The sequence below is a fragment of the Curtobacterium sp. ER1/6 genome (genome assembly GCF_001742745.1).
In the GTDB taxonomy this organism is placed as follows: domain Bacteria; phylum Actinomycetota; class Actinomycetes; order Actinomycetales; family Microbacteriaceae; genus Curtobacterium; species Curtobacterium citri.
Genome location: NZ_MJAK01000002.1, coordinates 356,092 through 376,300, shown reverse-complemented (window position 1 = coordinate 376,300; position 20,209 = coordinate 356,092). Strand labels below are relative to the sequence as shown.

16 protein-coding genes are annotated in these 20,209 nt (G+C 73.2%); 14 read left to right on the top strand and 2 right to left on the bottom strand.

The genetic code is table 11. The annotated features are described in order from the left end of the window. Positions 1 to 173 precede the first annotated feature (173 nt). On the top strand, positions 174 to 1,523 hold the full coding sequence (locus Cus16_RS06070; RefSeq protein WP_069711720.1) for a sensor histidine kinase: 1,350 nt from the start codon (positions 174 to 176) through the stop codon (positions 1,521 to 1,523). Continuing rightward, positions 1,520 to 2,227 (top strand): response regulator transcription factor, encoded by a 708-nt coding sequence (locus Cus16_RS06065; RefSeq protein WP_069711719.1) that lies wholly within the window; start codon positions 1,520 to 1,522, stop codon positions 2,225 to 2,227. The genes Cus16_RS06070 and Cus16_RS06065 overlap by 4 nt, the downstream gene beginning before the upstream one ends. Here the strand turns inward: Cus16_RS06065 and Cus16_RS06060 are convergent, their stop codons facing one another. Next, positions 2,228 to 2,881 (bottom strand): class I SAM-dependent methyltransferase, encoded by a 654-nt coding sequence (locus tag Cus16_RS06060; RefSeq protein ID WP_223246541.1) that lies wholly within the window; start codon positions 2,879 to 2,881, stop codon positions 2,228 to 2,230. It abuts the gene before it with no gap. Between the two features lie 221 nt (positions 2,882 to 3,102). Between Cus16_RS06060 and manD the strand changes: the two genes are divergently transcribed. From manD to mfd, 9 genes are all read left to right on the top strand, one after another. Beyond that, entirely contained in the window at positions 3,103 to 4,467 is a 1,365-nt protein-coding gene (gene manD / locus Cus16_RS06055; protein WP_223246540.1) for a D-mannonate dehydratase ManD, read from the top strand. A gap of 31 nt (positions 4,468 to 4,498) precedes the next feature. Continuing rightward, complete coding sequence (locus tag Cus16_RS06050; RefSeq protein WP_069711718.1) at positions 4,499 to 5,413, top strand: hypothetical protein; 915 nt, start codon at positions 4,499 to 4,501, stop codon at positions 5,411 to 5,413. Positions 5,414 to 5,495: 82 nt separating this feature from the next. Continuing rightward, positions 5,496 to 6,698, top strand: coding sequence for a sensor histidine kinase (locus tag Cus16_RS06045; protein ID WP_069711717.1), 1,203 nt, complete (start codon positions 5,496 to 5,498; stop codon positions 6,696 to 6,698). Then, positions 6,695 to 7,351, top strand: a complete 657-nt coding sequence (locus Cus16_RS06040; protein WP_141718833.1) for a response regulator transcription factor — start codon at positions 6,695 to 6,697, stop codon at positions 7,349 to 7,351. The genes Cus16_RS06045 and Cus16_RS06040 overlap by 4 nt, the downstream gene beginning before the upstream one ends. Positions 7,352 to 7,359: 8 nt before the next feature. Continuing rightward, positions 7,360 to 8,319, top strand: coding sequence for a hypothetical protein (locus Cus16_RS06035; protein WP_069711716.1), 960 nt, complete (start codon positions 7,360 to 7,362; stop codon positions 8,317 to 8,319). 340 nt (positions 8,320 to 8,659) lie between these two features. Continuing rightward, complete coding sequence (locus Cus16_RS06030) at positions 8,660 to 9,298, top strand: 50S ribosomal protein L25/general stress protein Ctc (RefSeq protein ID WP_069711715.1); 639 nt, start codon at positions 8,660 to 8,662, stop codon at positions 9,296 to 9,298. Between the two features lie 46 nt (positions 9,299 to 9,344). Continuing rightward, positions 9,345 to 9,929: an aminoacyl-tRNA hydrolase gene (gene pth, locus Cus16_RS06025; protein WP_069711714.1), complete on the top strand. Its 585-nt coding sequence runs from the start codon at positions 9,345 to 9,347 to the stop codon at positions 9,927 to 9,929. A gap of 180 nt (positions 9,930 to 10,109) precedes the next feature. Then, the gene (locus Cus16_RS16590; protein ID WP_189319541.1) at positions 10,110 to 11,627 is read left to right on the top strand and encodes a hypothetical protein; all 1,518 of its coding nucleotides are present in this window, start codon (positions 10,110 to 10,112) and stop codon (positions 11,625 to 11,627) included. Positions 11,628 to 11,702: 75 nt separating this feature from the next. Then, positions 11,703 to 15,314, top strand: coding sequence for a transcription-repair coupling factor (gene mfd / locus Cus16_RS06015; RefSeq protein ID WP_069711712.1), 3,612 nt, complete (start codon positions 11,703 to 11,705; stop codon positions 15,312 to 15,314). A 79-nt stretch (positions 15,315 to 15,393) separates the two neighbouring features. Here mfd and nhaA read toward each other — a convergent pair whose 3' ends face one another. Further along, positions 15,394 to 16,572, bottom strand: a complete 1,179-nt coding sequence (gene nhaA / locus Cus16_RS06010) for a Na+/H+ antiporter NhaA (RefSeq protein ID WP_069711711.1) — start codon at positions 16,570 to 16,572, stop codon at positions 15,394 to 15,396. 99 nt (positions 16,573 to 16,671) lie between these two features. Between nhaA and Cus16_RS06005 the strand changes: the two genes are divergently transcribed. The 3 genes from Cus16_RS06005 (at position 16,672) to eno (ending at position 20,179) form a co-directional block, all read left to right on the top strand. Beyond that, positions 16,672 to 17,322 (top strand): MazG family protein, encoded by a 651-nt coding sequence (locus Cus16_RS06005; protein WP_069711710.1) that lies wholly within the window; start codon positions 16,672 to 16,674, stop codon positions 17,320 to 17,322. 249 nt (positions 17,323 to 17,571) lie between these two features. After that, entirely contained in the window at positions 17,572 to 18,816 is a 1,245-nt protein-coding gene (gene hisS, locus Cus16_RS06000) for a histidine--tRNA ligase (RefSeq protein WP_069711709.1), read from the top strand. 79 nt (positions 18,817 to 18,895) lie between these two features. Further along, positions 18,896 to 20,179 carry a phosphopyruvate hydratase gene (gene eno, locus Cus16_RS05995; RefSeq protein WP_069711708.1) on the top strand — a complete coding sequence of 428 codons (1,284 nt, stop codon included), beginning with the start codon at positions 18,896 to 18,898 and terminating at the stop codon, positions 20,177 to 20,179. Positions 20,180 to 20,209: the final 30 nt, after the last annotated feature.

Below are 20,209 nucleotides of genomic sequence, written 5' to 3'. Positions count from 1 at the left end.
GTCAGCCTGACGGCCGGGAGGCCCGTCCCGCGTCCGCCGTCGAGGCCCACTTCCCGCTCCTCCCGCGGTCGTACGGAGGCCGCCCCACCGCCGCCGTGTACTCCCCGGGGAGTAGTCCACAGCTCCTGCCCTCGTCCGACGGCACCGCGGCGGGACGACCCTAGGCTCGGGGCATGCGATCCGAACCGGCCGACCCCCTCGCGGTCTCCGACGACCGTGCGCGCGGCGTCCGCCGGTTCGCCCGGGTCGGGCGGGTGCTGCCGGTCGCCGTCGTGCAGGTCGGCGGCACGCTCCTCGCCGCCCGGTTCCCGGCGGGTGCGCCCGCGGGTGCCGGGGGCGGACCGCCCTGGATGCCGCACGGGCTCGGCGCGGCGGTGTCCGATGCGGCACAGCCCGGTCCGGTCGCGATCGCGCTGCTCGTCGCCGGGGTCGTCGTCCTGCCGTGGCGGTGGCGGTGGCCCAGCGCGGTGCTGCTCGTCACCCTGGTCACCACCGTCGGCTACGCCGTGCTCGTCAGCCCGCGCGGCCCCTTCGTCGCGGCCCTGACGATGGCGGCGGCCAACGCCTGGCTCCGGGGACGCCGGAAGACGGTCGTCGTCGTCATGGCGATCGCCGCCGCGGTGCTCCCGACCGCCGACGACCTGCTGGGACGGGGGTCCGGGCGCGGACTCGACAGCGTCTTCCTCGCGGTCGCCTGGGTGGCGGTGACGCTGTCCGTCTCCGAGCTCGTCCGGGTCCGACTCGACCGAGCCGCCGAGCGTCGTCGGCGCCGAGCCGCGGCGGAGCAGGGACGAGCACGGGACGAGCGGGTGCGGATCGCCCGCGAGCTCCACGACTCGGTCGCTCACAGCATGTCCCTCATCAACCTGCAGGCGGGAGTGGCGCTCCACCTCGGTGCCGACCTGCCCGACCGGACCCGGCAGTCGCTCGCCGACATCCGGGACACCAGCCGCGACGCCCTGGTGGAGCTCCGCACGATCCTCGGCGTCCTGCGCTCGGTGGACGGCCAGGGCGATCCGGGCACCGCGTCGGCGTCTGCGTCGGCGTCCGAGGGTGCCGAGCCCGAGCGGAACCCCGTGCCGGGTCTCGACCGCCTGCCCGACCTCGTCGAACGGGCACGTGCGGCGGGGGTCGACCTCCGGGCCGAGGTGGACGGCGACCCCGCGACGCTGGACCGCACCACCGACCGCACGGCCTTCCGCATCGTCCAGGAGTCGGTGACCAACGTCATGAAGCACGCGCACGACCACCACGCCGTCATCGGGGTCCGGATCGGCCCGGAGGTCGTCGAACTCGTCGTCGAGGACACCGCCGCACCCGATCGCACGACCGGCGCACCGTCCGTCGCTCCGCTGCTCGGCCCGTCCGGCAACGGGATCATCGGAATGCGCGAGCGTGCGAACGCCGTCGGGGGCACCCTCGCCGCGGGACCGACGGCGTCCGGCTGGCGGATCGCGGCACGGTTGCCCGTCACCGTCGCCCCGGGCACCCCGGCCACGACCGATGCGGCGGCCCGACGATGAGCCCGACGACGAGTCCGACGACGAGCTCGGCGGAGGACCCGATCCGGGTCGTGCTGGTCGACGACCAGGTGCTCGTCCGGGCGGGCCTCCGGGCGCTCGTCGAGGCCGAGCCCGGCATGACGGTCGTCGGTGAGGCGGGCGACGGGGACGCCGCCGTCGAGGCCGTCCGCCGGGAACGTCCCGACGTCGTCCTCATGGACATCCGGATGCCGGGCACCGACGGGCTCGCCGCGACGCAGCGCATCTCCGCCGACCCCGATCTCGACGCCGTGCACGTCGTGATCCTCACCACGTTCGAGGAGGACTCCTACGTCTTCGAGGCGATCCGCGGCGGCGCAGCGGGGTTCCTCGTGAAGGACACCGAGCCGGCCGAGCTGCTCCGGGCCGTCCGCACCGTGCACGCGGGGGAGTCGCTGCTCTCACCCGGTGCCACCCGTTCCCTCGTCGCCGCGTACGCCACCCACGCGAAGCCGTCCTCGCTGGCGCCGGCGCTCGACGCCCTCACCGAACGGGAGCGCCAGGTCATGCAGCTCGTCGCGCTGGGACTGACCAACACGGAGATCGCCGAGCGCCTCTTCGTCAGCCCGACGACCACGAAGACCCACGTCTCCCGCGCGATGATCAAGCTCGGGGCGCGCGACCGTGCGCAGCTCGTGGTCTTCGCCTACGAGACCGGACTCGTCACGCCCGGATGGCAGCCCTGATCACCTGCGGACGGCGGACACGGCCGCGTGCGGACGCACGCCGGGGTCGGTCCGCTGCTGCACGTCGACGACCGTGAACCCGGCGCCGTCGAGGACGTCGACCATCTGCGCCACGGGCCAGCGGTGGGCGGTCGTCACGGCGTGGTCGAACGGCTCGAGCGCCTCGCCCGTGAAGAACCCGACCAGCAAGCCGCCTCCGGGCACGAGGACCCGGCGGAACTCGGCCAGCGCTCCCGGGACACGGTCGGGGGCGTGGTGCACGAGCGAGTACCAGGAGAGCACTCCGCCGATCGAGTCGCCCGGCAGCCCGGTGGTTTCGAAGGAGCCCACCCGGAAGTCGACGTCCGGTGCCGCCGCGCGGGCGAGCTCGACGAAGCGCGGCACGCTGTCGAGACCGACGACCGGGTGCCCCCGTCCGGCGAGGTGCGCCGTCCAGTGCCCCGGGCCGCACCCGGCGTCCAGGACCGTGCCGGTGACCCCGTCCGCCCACGACTCGACGAGCGACCGGTCCGCCGGGTGCACGGCGTGCATCGAGCCGAGCACCTGCGCGTACTCGTCGGCTCGGTCGCTGTAGGCCTCGACGACCGGGCGTCCGGCTCGGCGAGCGCGGTCCCCACGGTCGACGGGGAGCGGGTCCGCGGGGTCCTCGTGCACACCCGCGACGTTACCGCGCGGCCGCGCCCGGACCGCTGCCGGTCACCACGGATCCACGTCGGACAGTCCGATGCCCGCCGCTCCTGCCTTGCGTACGACGCTCCACTCCGTGGCGATCCCGGCGCCCCCGGGGCAGACTCGACGTGCACGTCGCGCTCGCCGTGACCGCACCCGCACCGCCGCGGTACGCTCCGCGGTCCGCCGACGAAGGAGTTCCCCGCATGACCGACGCCAGCCACGCGAGCACCACGGACCCGGCCGCACCGCTCCCCGGCGCGGGAGACGGGGGATCGGCGAGCGGCGCGGGGACGGGGCGGCCGGACACCTGGGCCTCGACCGACCGCGGCCAGCTGATCGACCGGGCCGAGGTCGTCGTGACGAGCCCGGACCGGAACTTCGTCACGCTGCGGATCACGACCGTCGACGGCGTCACCGGGCTCGGCGACGCCACGCTCAACGGTCGGGAGCTCGCCGTCGCGGCGTACCTGACCGAGCACGTCGTCCCGCTGCTCGCGGGTCGCGACGCCGGGCGCATCGAGGACGCCTGGCAGTTCCTGTACCGCTCGTCGTACTGGCGACGGGGTCCGGTCACGATGGCCGCGATCGCCGCGGTCGACATGGCGCTGTGGGACATCAAGGCCAGGGTCGCCGGCATGCCGCTCTACCAGCTGCTCGGCGGCGCCTCCCGGACCGGGCTCATGGCGTACGGGCACGCCTCCGGCAAGGAGCTGCCCGAGCTGTTCGACTCGATCCGCGAGCACCAGGAGGAGGGCTACCGCTCCATCCGGGTCCAGACCGGCGTCCCCGGGCTCGAGAGCATCTACGGCATCGCCTCCAACAGGACGACCGCGGGGAACGCGGGCGTCCGCTACGACTTCGAGCCGGCACAGCGCGGGGCGTTCCCGGCGATGGAGGACTGGGACACCCGCGCGTACCTCCGGCACGTGCCGACGGTGTTCGAGGCGGTGCGGAACGAGTTCGGCCCCGAGCTGCCGCTCCTGCACGACGGACACCACCGGATGACCCCGCTGCAGGCCGCCAAGCTCGGCAAGTCGCTCGAGCCGTACGACCTGTTCTGGCTCGAGGACTGCACCCCCGCCGAGAACCAGGAGGCGCTGAAGCTCGTCCGCCAGCACACCACGACGCCGCTCGCGATCGGCGAGGTCTTCAACACGATCTGGGACTTCAAGGACATCATCCGCGACCAGCTCATCGACTACGTCCGCGGGGCCGTCACCCACATGGGCGGCATCACCCCGCTGCGGAAGACCATGGACTACGCCGCGCTCTACCAGGTCAGGTCCGGCTTCCACGGACCGACCGACATCTCGCCCGTCGGCCTGGCGGCGCAGATGCACCTCGGCCTCGCGATCCACAACTTCGGCATCCAGGAGTACATGCAGCACGGGCCGCGGACGAACCAGGTGTTCCGGCAGACCTTCACGTTCAGGGACGGCTTCCTGCACCCCGGCGACGAGCCGGGTCTCGGCGTGACGCTCGACGTCGACGAGGCCGGGAAGTACCCCTACGAGCAGGCGTACCTGCCGTTCAACCGCCTGGCCGACGGGACCGTCCACGACTGGTAGCGGCTCCCGGAGCGCCGGGCATGCTGGGTGCGTGGAGTTCGCGGAGGTGGCGAGGGGACTGCTGCTCGTCGCGCCCGCGGACTTCGTGCGCGAGCGCACTGCGCGACAGCGTGCGGCGCGGAAGGACGACCGGGCGCTCGCCACCAGGATCGGTGGCCTGCGGAAGCCCGCGCCCGCTGCCTGGGTGGTCGACCTGCTCGCGCACGAGGGCGCCCTCGACGAGGCCGTGGACCTGGGCCCGGCGATCCGGCAGGCACAGGCCGACGCGGACCCCGCGGCGATCCGGCAGCTCCGGCAGCAGCGCGCCGCGGTCGTGACGGCACTCGCGCAGGCCGGCGCCGACCTGGCCTCGGACGCCGGACACCCGGCGACGTCGGCGGTGCTCGACCAGGTCCGCGCCACGATCGAGGCAGCGATGACGGATCCGCACGCCGGCGCCGCGGTCCGCTCGGGACTGCTCGTCCGACCCCTCGAGAGCGCCGGGTTCGAGGCGGTCGACCTCGACGGCGCGCTCGCCGACCCGGACGCCGTCCCCGACGCGTGGTCCGGCACCGACGCCGAACCCATCCCGATCACCAGCGCGAGGCGGACGCGGAAGGCGAGCCGCGCCTCCAGGCCGGACTCCGGACCGCGAGCGGAACCGGAGCCGGAGCCGGAGGAACAGCCGACGCCGACGGCCGATCCGACGGCGGAACGCCGCGCCGCCCGCGAGGCCGAGTCGGTGGCGCGGAGCGAGTCCCGCGATGCCGACGCCGCGCTCGATGCCGCGGAGTCCGAGCTCGAGGCGGCCGAGGACCACCGCTCGGACCTCGAACGGCAGCTCGCCGAGGCGACGGCTGCGGTCGGACGTGCCGAGCGGACCCGCGACGAGGCGGAGGCCGCGAGCGACCGCGCCCGGGAGCTGCTGCGGGCCGCGCAGCGGCACCGTCGCGACGTCGGTCGCTGACGCAGGTCGGGCCTCATCCCCTCGGATGAAAGCGTCGCCGCCCGGTCGCTCCGGCCGCGACGCCCGCCCTACGCTCGCCGACATGACCTCCTTCCTCCGCCGCCGGGCACGGCACCTCCTGGCTCCCGCCGCGGGCGCCGTGTACCTGGTGCTGTGGATCGTCGCGGAGGCCGGCCGCAGCGACCTGACCGGCCACGTGCTCGTCGTCAGCGCCTTCGCGGTCGCGATCGGTCTGGCGAACTGGATGCCCGCCACGGCGCTCGGGCTCGTCGTGGTCGTGCCGCTGCTCCAGGCGCTGCACCTGCTGCCCGGACCGCGGGACACGACGTGGCCGACCTACCTGGCCGTCGCGATCGTCGTCGGTCTCGTCGGTGCCGGCCGATCGGGGCTGCTGCGCTGGCTCGCGGTGCCCGTCCTCGGGGTCGCCAGCGCCGCCGCGGCGTGGGCCATGGCGGTGCCGACCGTGGCCGACCCCGACGTGTGGGGGAACTGGACGGCCTCGCGCTCGGGCACCCGGAACGACGTCGTCCTGCTGACCCTGGCGCTCGCCGGCGCGAGCGGGATCGCGTGGGCGGTCGGCGTCGCGGTCGGTGCCGCGTGGCGGATCGGCCTCGCCCGCGTCCGCGTCGTCGAGGCCGAGCGGGAGACCGAGGTCACCACGGCCGAACTCCGTGCGGAGCAGGACCGAGCGCGCATCGCCCGCGACGTGCACGACTCGCTCGCGCACTCGCTCGCCGTGGTCGTGTCGCAGGCCCAGGGCGCCGCGGCCGTCGCGGGTCCGGACGGTCCGACGGCGACCGCCCTCCGCGACATCGCCGACGTGAGCAGGAACGCCCTCGGCGACGTGCGGTCGCTCGTCGAACGGATCCAGGGCTCCGGGCCGGACGCCGTGCACGGGCTGGCGGACGTCCCCGACCTGGTCGAGGACATGCGCGAGCTCGGGATGCGGGCGTCCTTCGAGCAGCACGGCGACCCGGTGTCGCTCGGGACCGCCGTCGGCGGTGCCGTGCACCGCATCGTGCAGGAGAGCCTCACGAACGTGCTCAAGCACCAGGGCCGGACCGCGACAGCGCGGGTCGTGCTCGACTGGCGCGGAGCCGGCCTCGGGATCGTCGTGACCTCGCGCGGCGATGCACCGCTCGTCCGGCTCGACGGCGTGGGGTCCGGCGTCGACGGCATGCGGGAGCGTGCCCGTCTCGCGGGCGGGTGGCTCCGCGCGGGCGTCGGCGACGAACCGGACGAGTTCGTCGTCACCGGGTGGCTGTCCACCGAGGGCACCCGGTGAGCGAGGTCCGCGTCGCCGTCGTCGACGACCAGCCCCTGTTCGCCTCCGGGATGCGGATGCTCGTCGACGCCCAGGACAACATGACCTGCGTCGGCACCGCGGCGGACGGCACCGCTGCACTGGCCCTCTGTGCGGAGGCGGAGCCGGACGTCCTGCTCCTCGACCTCCGGATGCCGGTGCTGAACGGCATCGAGACGACGGCACGACTTGCCGCACGCGGAGGCGACCGCCCGAAGGTCGTCGTGCTCACGACCATCCGTCGGGACGAGGCCGTGCTCGCGGCCCTCCGCGCCGGGGCCGCGGCCTTCCTGACGAAGGACGCGCTGCCCGAGGTCGTGCTCACCACGATCCGCGACGTGCACGAGGGGCGCCCGGCACCGACCGAGACCGAGGCACTCGACCTGCTCCGCGCCGACGGCACCCTCGTCGAGACCCCGCGTGCGGACGAGGTGCTCGACGTCCTGACCGCTCGGGAGCGCGAGGTGTTCCTGCTCGTCGCGAAGGGCCTGAGCAACCAGGAGATCGCGTCGTCGGTGTTCCTCAGCGAGGCCACCGTCAAGACCCACGTCCGCGCGGTGCTGACGAAGCTCGGACTCCGGAACCGGATCCAGGTCGTCATCACCGCACACGAACGCGGCCTCGTCCGCGCCTAGGGGGAACCATGCGCATCACCCAGCGTGCCGCGAAGACCGGCACCCTCGTCCTCGTCGTCGCCGGTCTCGGGGGAGCGGTCCTGCACAGCCTGCCGGAGCCCGCCGACCACGCCGTCCGCCCCACCGTCGAACGGGACCTCGACACGTGGTCGATGCCGCTCGACGGCTACGCGCAGCCGGCGGTCGACGCGACGTCCTACGCCGAGGAACTGGTCGCGGAGCCCTGTCTCGAGCGGCTCGGGATCGACGGGGCACCACCGTGGGCGACGGTCTCGGGGCTCCAGGCGCTGAGCGAAGCGGACGACCCAGCGGTTCGCGGCAACACGACCCCGGCGCTCGCGACGACGAAGCCACTGCTGCCCGCCCTGGCCGAGCGCCGCGGGTACCACGCGATCTCGACCATCGGCGCCAACGTCGAAGCCAGGCGGGCATGGGCCGGCTCTCCCGATCGGACGGCGGCGATCGCGGCAGCGCCGGAGGGAGCGGTCGAGGCCTGCTGGCGTCACGCCCGTCGGGCGCTCGGGACGAACGAGAGCGGCGTCGAGCAGAGCACTGCAGTGGCCGAGCGGCTCACGGCCCTCGCCGCCGACGACGCCCGGCGAGATCCGTCCGTCGCCGCGACCACGGGTGCGTGGCACCGCTGCATGAGCACGGCCGGTCTGGTCGACCTGCCCGGGACACCGAGCGACCTGCCGTCGCAGTCGATGCTCATGGACTACGGTCTGAACTTCCGCGAGGGCAGGATCACGGCCGCCGAGACCGCCCTCGCCGAGCACGACGTGGCCTGTCAGGAGTCCTCCGGCTACCGACGTGCCCTGTACGACGCGCAGTGGTCTCGTCTCCTGCACGTCACCGCGTCCGACGCCGCGGTCCTCGACGCCGTCCGACCGGACCAGGTCGCGGTGGCCGAGCGCGTCGCGGCGACGATCGAGCGGCTCGCGCCGCCGGCGCCGGAGGGCGTCGACTGAGCCGCGGTCGCGGGCAGGTGGTCCTGGGGGGACCGGCCCGCGGCCGCAGGGGACGCCGGACGGGAGGCGCGTGGCGGCGCCGCCACGCGCCTCCCGTCCGTCCGTGGTGCCGGGAGATCCGTCCGCGGCGCAGCATCCGGACGACACGCCCGGCAGCCCCTGCTAGACTCGTGAACCGACTTCGGCGAGGGCCGCGCATGCGCGGCCGTGATCGACGCGGTAGGGAGACCCGGCCCAGCCCTGGGAGCGTTCCTCACGCGTGCACGCGTTCGAGTTGCAACACCACAGACCCCCCGATGCCGGCACCCCGGCGTCGACCACGACACCAGGAGGCGCCACCATGGCCGACTACACCAAGCTCTCAGCGGAGAACCGCACCAAGTTCGGCAAGGGCGCAGCGCGCAAGCTCCGTGCCGCCGACAAGATCCCCGCGGTCGTCTACGGCCACGGCACCGAGCCGCAGCACATCAGCCTGCCGGGCCACGAGACGATGCTGCTCGTCCGTACCGCGAACGCCGTCGTCGACCTCGACATCGAGGGCTCGGCGCAGCTCGCCCTCGTCAAGGACGTCCAGCGTGACCCGGTGCGCCAGATCATCGAGCACATCGACCTCGTCGTCGTGCGTCGTGGCGAGAAGGTCACCGTCGACGTCCCCGTCGTCGTCACCGGTGAGTCCTTCTCCGGCACCATCCACGTGCAGGACCTCTCCTCGGTCTCGCTGCTCGTCGAGGCGACCGACATCCCGGAGCACGTGACCGTGGACGTCGAGGGCCTCGAGGACGGCACGCAGGTCCTCGCCTCGCAGCTCGAGCTCCCGTCGGGCGCCGAGCTCGAGACCGACGCCGAGGCGCTCGTCGTCCAGATCGTCACCCCGCGTGGCACCGCCGACGACGACGCCGCCGACGAGGCCGCTGCCGAGGCGGGCGCCGAGGCCGGTGCCGAGGGCGGCTCCGCCCCGGTCGACGCCGACTCCGAGTAGGACCCTCCGGAGAGATGGCACTCCGCGGAACGTCTGGCCGACGCTGATGACAGGAACGACCCTCGTCGTGGTCGGGCTCGGGAACCCCGGGCCCGACTACGCGGGCAACCGTCACAACGTCGGCCAGATGGTCCTCGACGAACTCGCGGCCCGCATGGGCGCGACGTTCAAGAAGCACAAGACGCCGAACCAGGTCGCCGAGGGGCGTCTGGTGCCGGGCGGACCGAAGCTCGTCCTCGCCAAGCCCGGCTCGTTCATGAACACCTCGGGCGGCCCCGTCTCGAGCGTCCTCGGGTTCTACAGCGTCACCCCGGCCGACCTCGTCGTCGTGCACGACGAGCTCGACCTGCCGTTCGACACCGTGCGCCTCAAGGGCAACGGCGGGCACGGTGGCCACAACGGCCTCCGCGACATCATCAAGGCGACCGGCACGAACGAGTTCAGCCGGGTGCGCATGGGGATCGGCCGTCCGCCGGGCCGTCAGGACCCCGCCGACTTCGTCCTGCGCGACTTCTCGCCGACCGAGAAGAAGACGCTGCCGAACCTGCTCGCCGACGGCGCCGACGCCGTCGAGGCGATCGCGGAGCTCGGCCTCCTCGCCGCGCAGCAGCGCGTGCACGCCCCCTCCTGACGGTTCCCGGCCGGGAGGCACGCCCCACCTCCGCCACGCGGCGCACCGCCCGGCGCGTGACGGCCCCGTCGCCGGGCCGCTGTCCGGTCGGCGCGTGGTCCCCGAAGTGGGGGACCACCCCGTACCCCGTCGGTCGGTAGGTTCGCCGCGGGGAGACCGTCCCCGACGAGGGGGACGACCGTGGGACCAGCACCGCACCGGGAACGACCGACACCGCGACTCCGGGCAGCCGTGGGCGTGGTGCCCGCGGCGATCGCGGTCATCGCGGTCGGACTGGCCTCGATCCTCACGCAGGACGGCGCGGTCGCCGCCACCGAGACCTGGACCCCGACGAGCGCGGAGACCGCCGCGCCCCCGGTCGCAACGCGATTCGGTGCACCGAACGACGTGCACCGGGCCGCCGACGGGTCGCTGCTCCTCGCGGACTTCTCGGCGAACGGGCTGCTGCGCCGCGCGGTCGACGGCACCTGGAGCGTGGTCGCGCCCTTCGGGACCGGCCGTGGTGACCTGTGGAACCCCTCGGCGGTCACGACCACCGCGGACGGTCGGATCGTCGTGGCCGAAGCCGGTCGTCCCGCACTCGCCGTGCTCGACGCCGACGGTCGCGTCCTCTCCCGCACGGCGCCGCCCGTCCGCCGAGCGGTGTCCGAGCTCGCGGTGTCGGACACGACCGTGTTCGCAGCGGTCCCGGGGAGCGGCTCGCTCTTCACCGCCGGAATCGGCTCCGACGCGTGGACGACGGTGGCCGGGCCGTGGACCGACCCGAGCGGCGTCGCGGTGTCGTCCGACGGCCGGACGCTCACCGTGACGGACGCCGGGACCGACGAGGTCTGGCAGGTCGACCGTGCGACGGGGACCGCCACGGCACTCGGCTTCCCGGGGGACGCGCAGTCGAGGCTCCGCGGTGTCGCCGTCGACGGGGCCGACGTCTTCGCGGTGGACAACGGACACGGTGTGGTCTGGGCACGGACAGCCGGTGCGTGGACCGCGGCGTTCTCGACGGCTCCGGACGGATCGACGCTGGCAAACCCGACCGCCGTGACGGTCGGACCGGACCGGACGCTCGTCGTCGCGGACTACAACCGGCAGCGGATCGTGACGGCCGCGTCCTCCGGTCGCGAGGTCGCCGTCCCGAGCCCGACCGCGACGACCGAGCCCACCGCCACGGGCACGCCGGTCCCCGACCCGACGGCCGACTCGACCGCGACGGTCGCGCCGACCCCCGATCCGACCCCACTCCCGACGTCGGAGCCGATCCTGACCCCGGCTCCGACGTCGGGTCCCACCGATCCGCCGACCACCCCGACCCCGACCCCGACGCCGACCCTGACCCCGGAGCCGGCCCTGACCCTGACCCCGACGGCGCAGGCGACCGCGACGCCGACGGCCACCGTCGCACCGTCGCCGACGGCGACCACCGGCCCCACGAGCGCCCCGCGACCGGACCCGACCGGCGCCCCCACGGCGGCCCCCGGCCCCGGGGCGACCCCCTCGGAGACCGCGGGCGGCGCGGACACCGGCACCGCGCCTCCCCGCCGACCGGCAGCCGACCCCGCGGCCACCGGCAGCGACACGGCCGCCGGACCCGACCGTGGCTCCCTCGCGTGGACCGGTGCGACCCCGCTCGCCCCTGCGCTGCTCGCCGCCGCGGTCCTCGTCGCGGCCGGCCTCCTGCTGCGGCGTCGCCGCCGCAGCTGACCGACGTGCGCGGCCCGTGTTCGCCGGCCGCGCACGCCGAACCGCGTGTCGGACGCCGCCGGTACCATCGTCTGAGTGACGATCTCGGGCATCATCCCTGCGCTCTCGCGCGCCTCCGCGTTCGATCGTGTCCTCCGCGCCGCCGCGCGTGACGCCGACTTCTCCGTCGTCGACGGCCTGCGCGTCCCGCTGCTCGGCGCCCTGCTCGCCGAGCGCGGCGGTCCCCAGTGCCTGTTCGTCGTCACGGCCACCGGGCGCGAGGCCGAGGCGGTCCGCGGCGCGCTGACGTGCACCGTGCCCGATGCCGAGGTCCTCGAGTTCCCCGCGTGGGAGACCCTGCCGCACGAGCGCCTCAGCCCGAGCGCGCAGACCGTCGGCACCCGCATCGCGACGCTCCGGAAGCTCGCGGCGTGGCAGGACGCCGACCCGGCCGACCGTCGCACGACCGTCGTCGTCGCGAGCGTGCGGGCCGCGCTGCAGCCGATCGCCGGCAACCTGACGTCGCTCGCGCCGGTGGCCCTCCGGACCGACTCGCGCGGCAACGACCTCGCGCAGATCGCGTCGCAGCTCGTCGACCTCGCGTACGCCCGCGTCGACCTCGTCACCCGTCGCGGTGAGTTCGCGGTCCGCGGCGGCATCCTCGACGTCTTCCCCCCGGGTGCCGACCACCCCGTGCGCGTCGACTTCTTCGGCGACGAGATCGAGGCGATCAAGGCGTTCTCGGTGGCCGACCAGCGCACCACCGACGACGACCTCGGGTCGGTCGAGCTCACCGCGTCCCGCGAGCTCCTGCTCAGCGACGACGTCCAGCAGCGGGCCCGCGAGATGCTCCACGAGTTCCCGAACCTGTCCCAGATGCTGGCGAAGATCGCCGAGGGCATCCCGGTCGAGGGCATGGAGTCCCTCGCGCCGGCGCTCGTGCAGGACCTCGTGCCGATCACCACGTACCTGCCCGACGCCGCGACGATCGCGGTCCTCTCGCCCGAGCGTGTCGCCGGGCGCGCGCACAGCCTCGCCGAGACGAACACCGAGTTCCTGCAGGCCGCCTGGAGCGCTGCGGTCGCGGGGGCACAGGCGCCCATCGACCTCGACGCGGGCAACTTCCTGTCCGTGCAGCAGCTCAAGAACACCCGCGGCCAGCGCACCTGGTGGACGGTGACGCCGTTCGACTCCGGACTCGACGAGGGCGACCGGGACCGCGTGCTCAGCGACGCCGAGGCCGCCGCGGAGGCCGGTGAGTACATCCGCGTTCGCGCCGAGGCCATCCCGAGCTTCGCGGGCAGCGCGGACGGCGCCGTCGAGCACGTCAAGCACCTCGTCGACGACGGGTGGGGCGTCGTCGTGACGGCGCAGGGCAAGGGACTCGTCGAGCGCGCGGTCCAGGTACTCGCCGACGCCGGTGTCGCCGCGCGTGCCGAGGACCTCACGGCACCGCCGGAGCCGGGCGTCGTGATCGTCACGACGGCCTCCGTCGAGGCCGGCTTCGCCACCCCCGACCCGCGGATCGCGCTGCTCAGCGAGGCCGAGTTCTACGGCCGCAGCGTCCAGCAGGGCGCCCGCACGGTCAAGAAGCTCGCCGGTCGCCGCAAGAACGTCGTCGACCCGCTGCAGCTGAAGCCGGGCGACGTCGTCGTGCACAACACCCACGGCATCGGCAAGTTCGTCGAGCTGGTCTCCCGCGAGGTCAGCTCCGGCGGCCGCAACGCCGTGAAGACGCAGCGGGAGTACCTCGTGCTCGAGTACGCGCCGTCGAAGCGGAACTACCCGGGCGACAAGCTCTTCGTGCCGACCGACCAGCTCGACCAGCTCTCGCGGTACGTCGGTGGCGAGAACCCGAACCTGTCGAAGATGGGCGGGTCGGACTGGTCCGCGGCGAAGTCGAAGGCGCGCAAGGCAGTCCGCGACATCGCCGTCGACCTCGTGAAGCTCTACTCCGCGCGCATGGCGTCGAAGGGCCACGCGTTCGGGCCCGACACTCCGTGGCAGCGCGAGCTCGAGGAGGCGTTCCCGTTCGCCGAGACCGCCGACCAGCTCACCACGATCGACGAGATCAAGCGCGACATGGAGAGCCCCATCCCGATGGACCGCCTGCTCTCCGGCGACGTCGGCTACGGCAAGACCGAGGTCGCGATCCGCGCGGCGTTCAAGGCGGTGCAGGACGGCAAGCAGGTCGCGGTCCTCGTGCCGACGACCCTGCTCGTGCGCCAGCACATGGAGACGTTCCAGGAGCGCTTCGCCGGGTTTCCCGTGCACCTGCGCGCGCTGAGCCGCTTCCAGAGCGAGAAGGAGTCGAAGGAGACGATCGCCGGGCTCGCCGACGGCACCGTCGACATCGTCATCGGCACGCACCGGATCCTGTCGCAGAACATCGCGTTCAAGGACGTCGGCCTCGTGATCATCGACGAGGAGCAGCGCTTCGGTGTCGAGCACAAGGACCAGCTCAAGAAGCTCAAGACCAACGTCGACGTCCTGGCCATGTCCGCGACGCCGATCCCGCGGTCGCTCGAGATGGCGGTCACCGGCATCCGCGAGATGTCGACGCTGGCGACCCCGCCGGAGGACCGCCACCCGATCCTGACCTTCGTCGGCCCGCAGTCGGACCTGCAGGTCGCCGCCGCGATCCGCCGCGAGCTCCTCCGCGAGGGGCAGGTCTTCTACGTGCACAACCGCGTGAAGGACATCCAGTCGGTCGCGTCGCACCTCGCCGAGATCGTGCCGGACGCCCGCATCCAGGTCGCGCACGGGCAGATGTCCGAGGGCACCCTCGAGCAGGTCATGGTCGACTTCTGGGAGCGGAAGTTCGACGTCCTCGTGTCGACCACGATCGTCGAGACCGGACTGGACATCGCGAACGCCAACACGCTCATCATCGACAAGGCCGACAAGTACGGCCTGTCGCAGCTGCACCAGCTGCGCGGTCGCGTCGGGCGTGGTCGTGAGCGCGGGTACGCGTACTTCCTCTACGACGCCGACAAGCCGCTGTCCGAGACCGCACAGGACCGGCTCGAGACCATCGCCGCGAACAACGAGCTCGGCGCGGGCATGCAGGTCGCCATGAAGGACCTCGAGATCCGCGGCGCGGGCAACCTGCTCGGCGGCGAGCAGTCCGGGCACATCGCCGGGGTCGGTTTCGACCTGTACCTCCGCATGATCGGCGAGGCGGTGTCGCAGTTCCGCGGCGACGTCGCCGAGGGCCAGACCGAGCTCCGGCTCGAGATCCCGGTCGACGCGCACATCCCCGAGGACTACGTCGAGTCCGAGCGGCTCCGGCTCGAGGCGTACCAGAAGCTGTCGGCCGCATCGGCCCCGGCTGCACAGCCCGAGGCGATCGACATGGTGCTCGACGAGCTCACCGACCGCTACGGGCAGCCGCCGCAGGCCGTCCTCACCCTCGTCGAGGTCTCCCGGCTCCGCCGCATGGCGCAGCAGGTCGGCCTGTCCGACGTGGTCGTGATGGGGTCGAACCTCCGCGTGGCGGGCAAGGAGCTCGCCGACTCGGCGCAGGTCCGGCTCAAGCGGATGTACCCGGGCGCACGCTGGTTCCCGCAGCAGGACGCCGCGAGCATCCCGCTGCCGAAGCCGCACGGCGAGTCCCTGCCCGACGCCGGGCTCATCGAGTGGGTGGAGAGCATCCTGACGGCGGTCTACGGGGCCTCGAAGGCCCCGGCGGAGACGCCCGCCGCCTGAGCGGCGACCACCCGACGGACGGGAGGCGCGGTGTCAGCCGGCACCGCGCCTCCCGACCGTCGTGTCGTTGCGCCCCGACCTACTCGGTCGCCTCCGCCTCGGAGAGCTCGCGACGCGCCCGGTACCGCCGCGCGCGAAGGCTGACGACGACCGCCGACGCGATCATCGCGATGCCGGATCCGACCAGCACGGCGAGGACGCCCTCGTCGAGGACCTCCTCGTTCCGGGCGAAGGCCAGTTCGTTCATGAGCAGCGACACCGTGAACCCGATCCCGCCGAGGACACCGACGGTGACGATCGACCCGAACGACAGCGTCGAGCGGCCCGGTGCCCGGAAGATGCGCGTCGCGACCGAGCCGAAGAGCGTGATGCCGATCACCTTGCCGACCGGCAGCGCGAGCACGACCGCCCAGAACGTCGGGGACAGCTCGCCGAGCCCCACGCTCGGGACCACCACGGCGGCCGAGGCGAACGCGAAGACCGGCAGCACGACCGCGTTCGACCACGGCTCGACCCGCTCGTGCAGCGTGTGCCCGGGGCGTCGGGGGAGCACCAGACCGAGGGCGACACCGGCGATCGTCGCGTGCACGCCCGAGTGGTACACGAGCCACCACGTGACGAGGCCGACGAGCACCATCGCGGCGATGACCCACCCCTGACCGGCGCGGCCGGGGCGGAGCAGCCGACCGAGGACGGCGAAGACGAGCAGGGCGACCGCCGCGCCGCCGAGGGCGGTGAGGTCCGTGCCGTGCGCGAAGACCACGGCGATGATGACGATGGCGATGAGGTCGTCGAGCACCGCGAGGGCGAGCAGGAACACCCGCACGGTCGACGGCAGTCCGCGGCCGAACACCGCGAGGACCCCGAGGGCGAAGGCGATGTCCGTGGCGGTCGGGATCGGCCAGCCGTGCTGGTACGGGGTGCCCGTCGTGACCACCAGGAACACCACCGCCGGGACGATCACCCCGCCGACCGCCGCGATCGCCGGGATGACGGCGCTCTTCGGGTTCGACAGCTCACCGTCGACGACCTCCTGCTTCAGCTCGATGGCGACCAGGAGGAAGAAGACGGCGAGCAGACCGTCACTGATCCAGTGCGAGACGGAGAGGTCGAGACCGACGGCGTCCCACGGCGAATGGGCGTCGAGGAGCCGTTCGAGGCCGGGCCCGAGCGCGGAGTTCGCGACGATCAGGCCGAGGACGGCGGCGGTGAGCAGCGCGATGGCGCTGAAGCGGGGCGAGCGGACGAGCGCCTGCACGGTTCTCCAGGTTCCGGGTACGGACGACGGACCGTCGACCAGACTTCCCGACACACCCCGTCCAGGGTACCGGAGCGGGCTGCGTGCCAGCATGACGGGATGACCGCCGTACCGGACCTCGTCGAAGTCGTCGACCGCCTGCTCGCTCCCGAGGGCGGGTGCGTGTGGAACCGAGCCCAGACGCACGCGTCGCTCGCGCGGTACGCGGTGGAGGAGTCGTACGAGCTCGTCGACGCGATCGACTCGGGGGACGACGCCGAGATCCGCGAGGAGCTCGGCGACGTGCTCTACCAGGTGGTCCTGCACGCCGGGATCGCCGCGGCGGCCGGGCGCTTCGACCTCGAGGACGTCGCCGCCGAGGTCCGGGACAAGATGGTCCGCCGGCACCCGCACGTGTTCGGCGACGAGCACGCCGACACCGAGGAGGAGGTCGTCCGGGTCTGGCGAGCGGCGAAGGCGGCGGAGAAGGCCGCGCGGACGAGCGTGTTCGACGGTGTGCCCCGCGCGATGCCGCCGTTGGAGCGGGCTGTCAAGCTGCTCGAGCGGCTCGAGGAGCGGGGTGACGCGGAGGCGGTCGTCGGCGCTGCGGTCGGGGCGGGCCGCGAGCAGGAGGGCCGAGACGAGGCGTGGGGGAGCGCGATGCTGGAGCAGGTCGCGGCGGCGCGGGCGGCGGGGATCGATCCCGTGCGCGGCCTGCGTGCGGCGGTGGCGCGGCTCGAGGAGGTCGGGCGTGCGGGGGATCCCGGGTGATCGAGGTCAGGAGAGCGGGCACCCTCCCAACCCGAAAAAGGAGGGTGCCCGCGAGCGGGTGACGACGTGCCAGGGAAGTCACGTCGGCAGGGATACCCGCCCGAACCGCGGGACCCCGTTGCAGCACACCGGCCCCGCGAACGGCCCGGTGATCGGATCAGGAGACCACCGAACCGAGGTTCTGCATCCAATGTATCAGCGTGCCGGCACGCGTGCAAGCGGTCCGGTGCGTTCTGGCAGGATTGGCGCATGGCGACCACCGTGACGGCCCCCCGTGGCATGCGAGACCACCTCCCCGCGGACAAGGCACGACGGGAGCACGTCCTCGGAGTCATCCGCGGCGTGTACGCGCAGCACGGGTTCGACGAGATCGAGACGCCGGTCGTCGAGGAGGCCGCCCGCCTGCACTCCGGCCTCGGCGGCGACAACGAGAAGCTCGCGTTCGCCGTGATGAAGCGCGGGCTCACGACGGACGACGTGCGCCGTGCCGAGGCTCCGCTCGACCTCGCAGACCTCGGGCTCCGGTTCGACCTCACCGTCCCGCTCGCCCGCTTCTACGCCTCGCACCGTGCCGAGCTCCCGTCGGTGTTCCGGGCGGTGCAGATCGCACCCGTGTGGCGCGCCGAGCGTCCGCAGAAGGGGCGCTACCGCCAGTTCGTGCAGTGCGACATCGACGTGCTCGGCGAGCCCGGGCAGCTCGCCGAGATCGAGCTGATCAGCGCGACGACCGCGGCCCTCGACGCCCTCGGCATCGCGGGCACGACCATCCGGATCAACGACCGGCGGATCCTGACGGCGCTGCTCGGGTCGTGGGGCATCGTCGACCCCGCCGCCGCGGAGCGTGCCCTCATCACGGTCGACAAGCTCGACAAGATCGGGCCGGACGGGGTCGCCGCCGAACTGCGCGAGACCACCGGCGCCGAGCTGCCCGGGCTCGAGGACACGATCCGGTCGCTCGAGGCCGCCGACTGGTCCTCCGTCGCCGACGCCGAGTGGCTCGACGCCGAGGCGTTCGCCGACCTCCTGCGCCTCCGCGACGCGCTGCCCGGGGCCGACCTGCGCTTCGACCCCACCCTGGTCCGCGGCATGGGCTACTACACGGGCACGATCTTCGAGGTGGCGCACCCGGACTTCGGGTACAGCCTCGGCGGCGGCGGTCGCTACGACGGCATGATCGGGCGCTTCCTCGGCCAGGACGTCCCGGCAGTCGGGTTCTCGCTCGGGTTCGAGCGGCTCGTCGACCTCGTCACGCTGCCGGAGTCGGCCGAGTCCGACGCCGTCGTGCTCGTCTACGACAAGGACGTCGACCCCGTCCGACTCGCCGCGCTCAAGGACGAGGCGCTCCGGTCGCACCGTCGGGTCCGGCTCGAACGCCGGGTGAAGAACACCAAGAACCAGCTCGCCGGACTCGTCGAGCAGGGGTTCGACGCATTCGCGTCCGTCCGGGCGGACACGGAGACGCTCGAGGGCGTCGAGTTCCGTCCACTGTCCTGACGCACGACACCTCCGCTCCACCGCGCGTCGGTAGGATCGGACCCGCAATCACCACAACCGAACTCGTAGGGAGTACCCCGTGGCCCAGATCGATGCCGTAGGCGCACGCGAAGTCCTCGATTCCCGAGGCAACCCGACGGTCGAGGTCGAGGTCCTCCTCGACGACGGCGTCGTCTCGCGGGCGCTCGTCCCGTCCGGTGCCTCCACCGGTGCGTTCGAGGCGTACGAGCTCCGTGACGGCGACGCGAACCGCTACGGCGGCAAGGGCGTCCTCAAGGCCGTCGACGCCGTGCTCGACGAGATCGGCCCGGCGCTCGAGGGCTTCGACGCCACCGACCAGCGCCTCGTCGACGCCGCGCTCATCGAGCTCGACGGCACCGAGAACAAGTCGCGCCTCGGTGCGAACGCGATCCTCGGTGCCTCGCTCGCCGTGGCCCGCGCCGCCGCCGACTCGGCCGACCTCCCGCTCTTCCGCTACCTCGGTGGCCCGAACGCGCACACCCTGCCCGTGCCGCTCATGAACGTCGTCAACGGTGGCGCGCACGCCGACACCAACGTCGACATCCAGGAGTTCTTCCTCGTGCCCTACGGTGCCGAGAGCTTCTCGGAGGCGCTCCGCTGGGGCGTCGAGACCTACCACGCCCTCAAGGGCGAGCTGAAGAAGCAGGGCCTGGCGACCGGCCTCGGCGACGAGGGCGGCTTCGCGCCGGAGCTCGCGTCGAACCGCGCCGCGCTCGACTTCCTGCTCGCCGCGATCGAGAAGGCCGGCTTCACCCCGGGCAAGGACATCGCGCTCGGCCTCGACGTCGCCGCGACCGAGTTCTTCCACGACGGCAAGTACGCGTTCGAGGGCAAGCAGCTCTCGAGCGAGGAGTTCACGGGGTACTTCACCGACCTCGTCGCGAACTACCCCCTCGTCACCATCGAGGACGCCCTGGCCGAGGACGACTGGGAGGGCTGGAAGCACCTGACCTCCGAGCTCGGCTCCAAGCTGCAGCTCGTCGGCGACGACCTGTACGTCACGAACCCGAAGCGTCTGCAGCGGGGCATCGACGAGCAGGCCGGCAACTCGATCCTGGTCAAGGTGAACCAGATCGGCACGCTGACCGAGACGCTCGACGCCGTCTCCCTGGCGCAGCGCCACGGCATGACCGCGATCCTGTCGCACCGCTCGGGCGAGACCGAGGACACCACCATCGCGGACATCGCGGTGGCCGTCGACGGTGGCCAGATCAAGACCGGCGCCCCGGCCCGCTCGGACCGCGTCGCGAAGTACAACCAGCTGCTCCGCATCGAGGAGGAGCTCGGTGACGCCGCCGTCTACGCCGGCCGCACCGCGTTCCCCCGCGCCGCCGCGCTCTAGGACACGCACCGCACGAGACGCCGTCCTCCC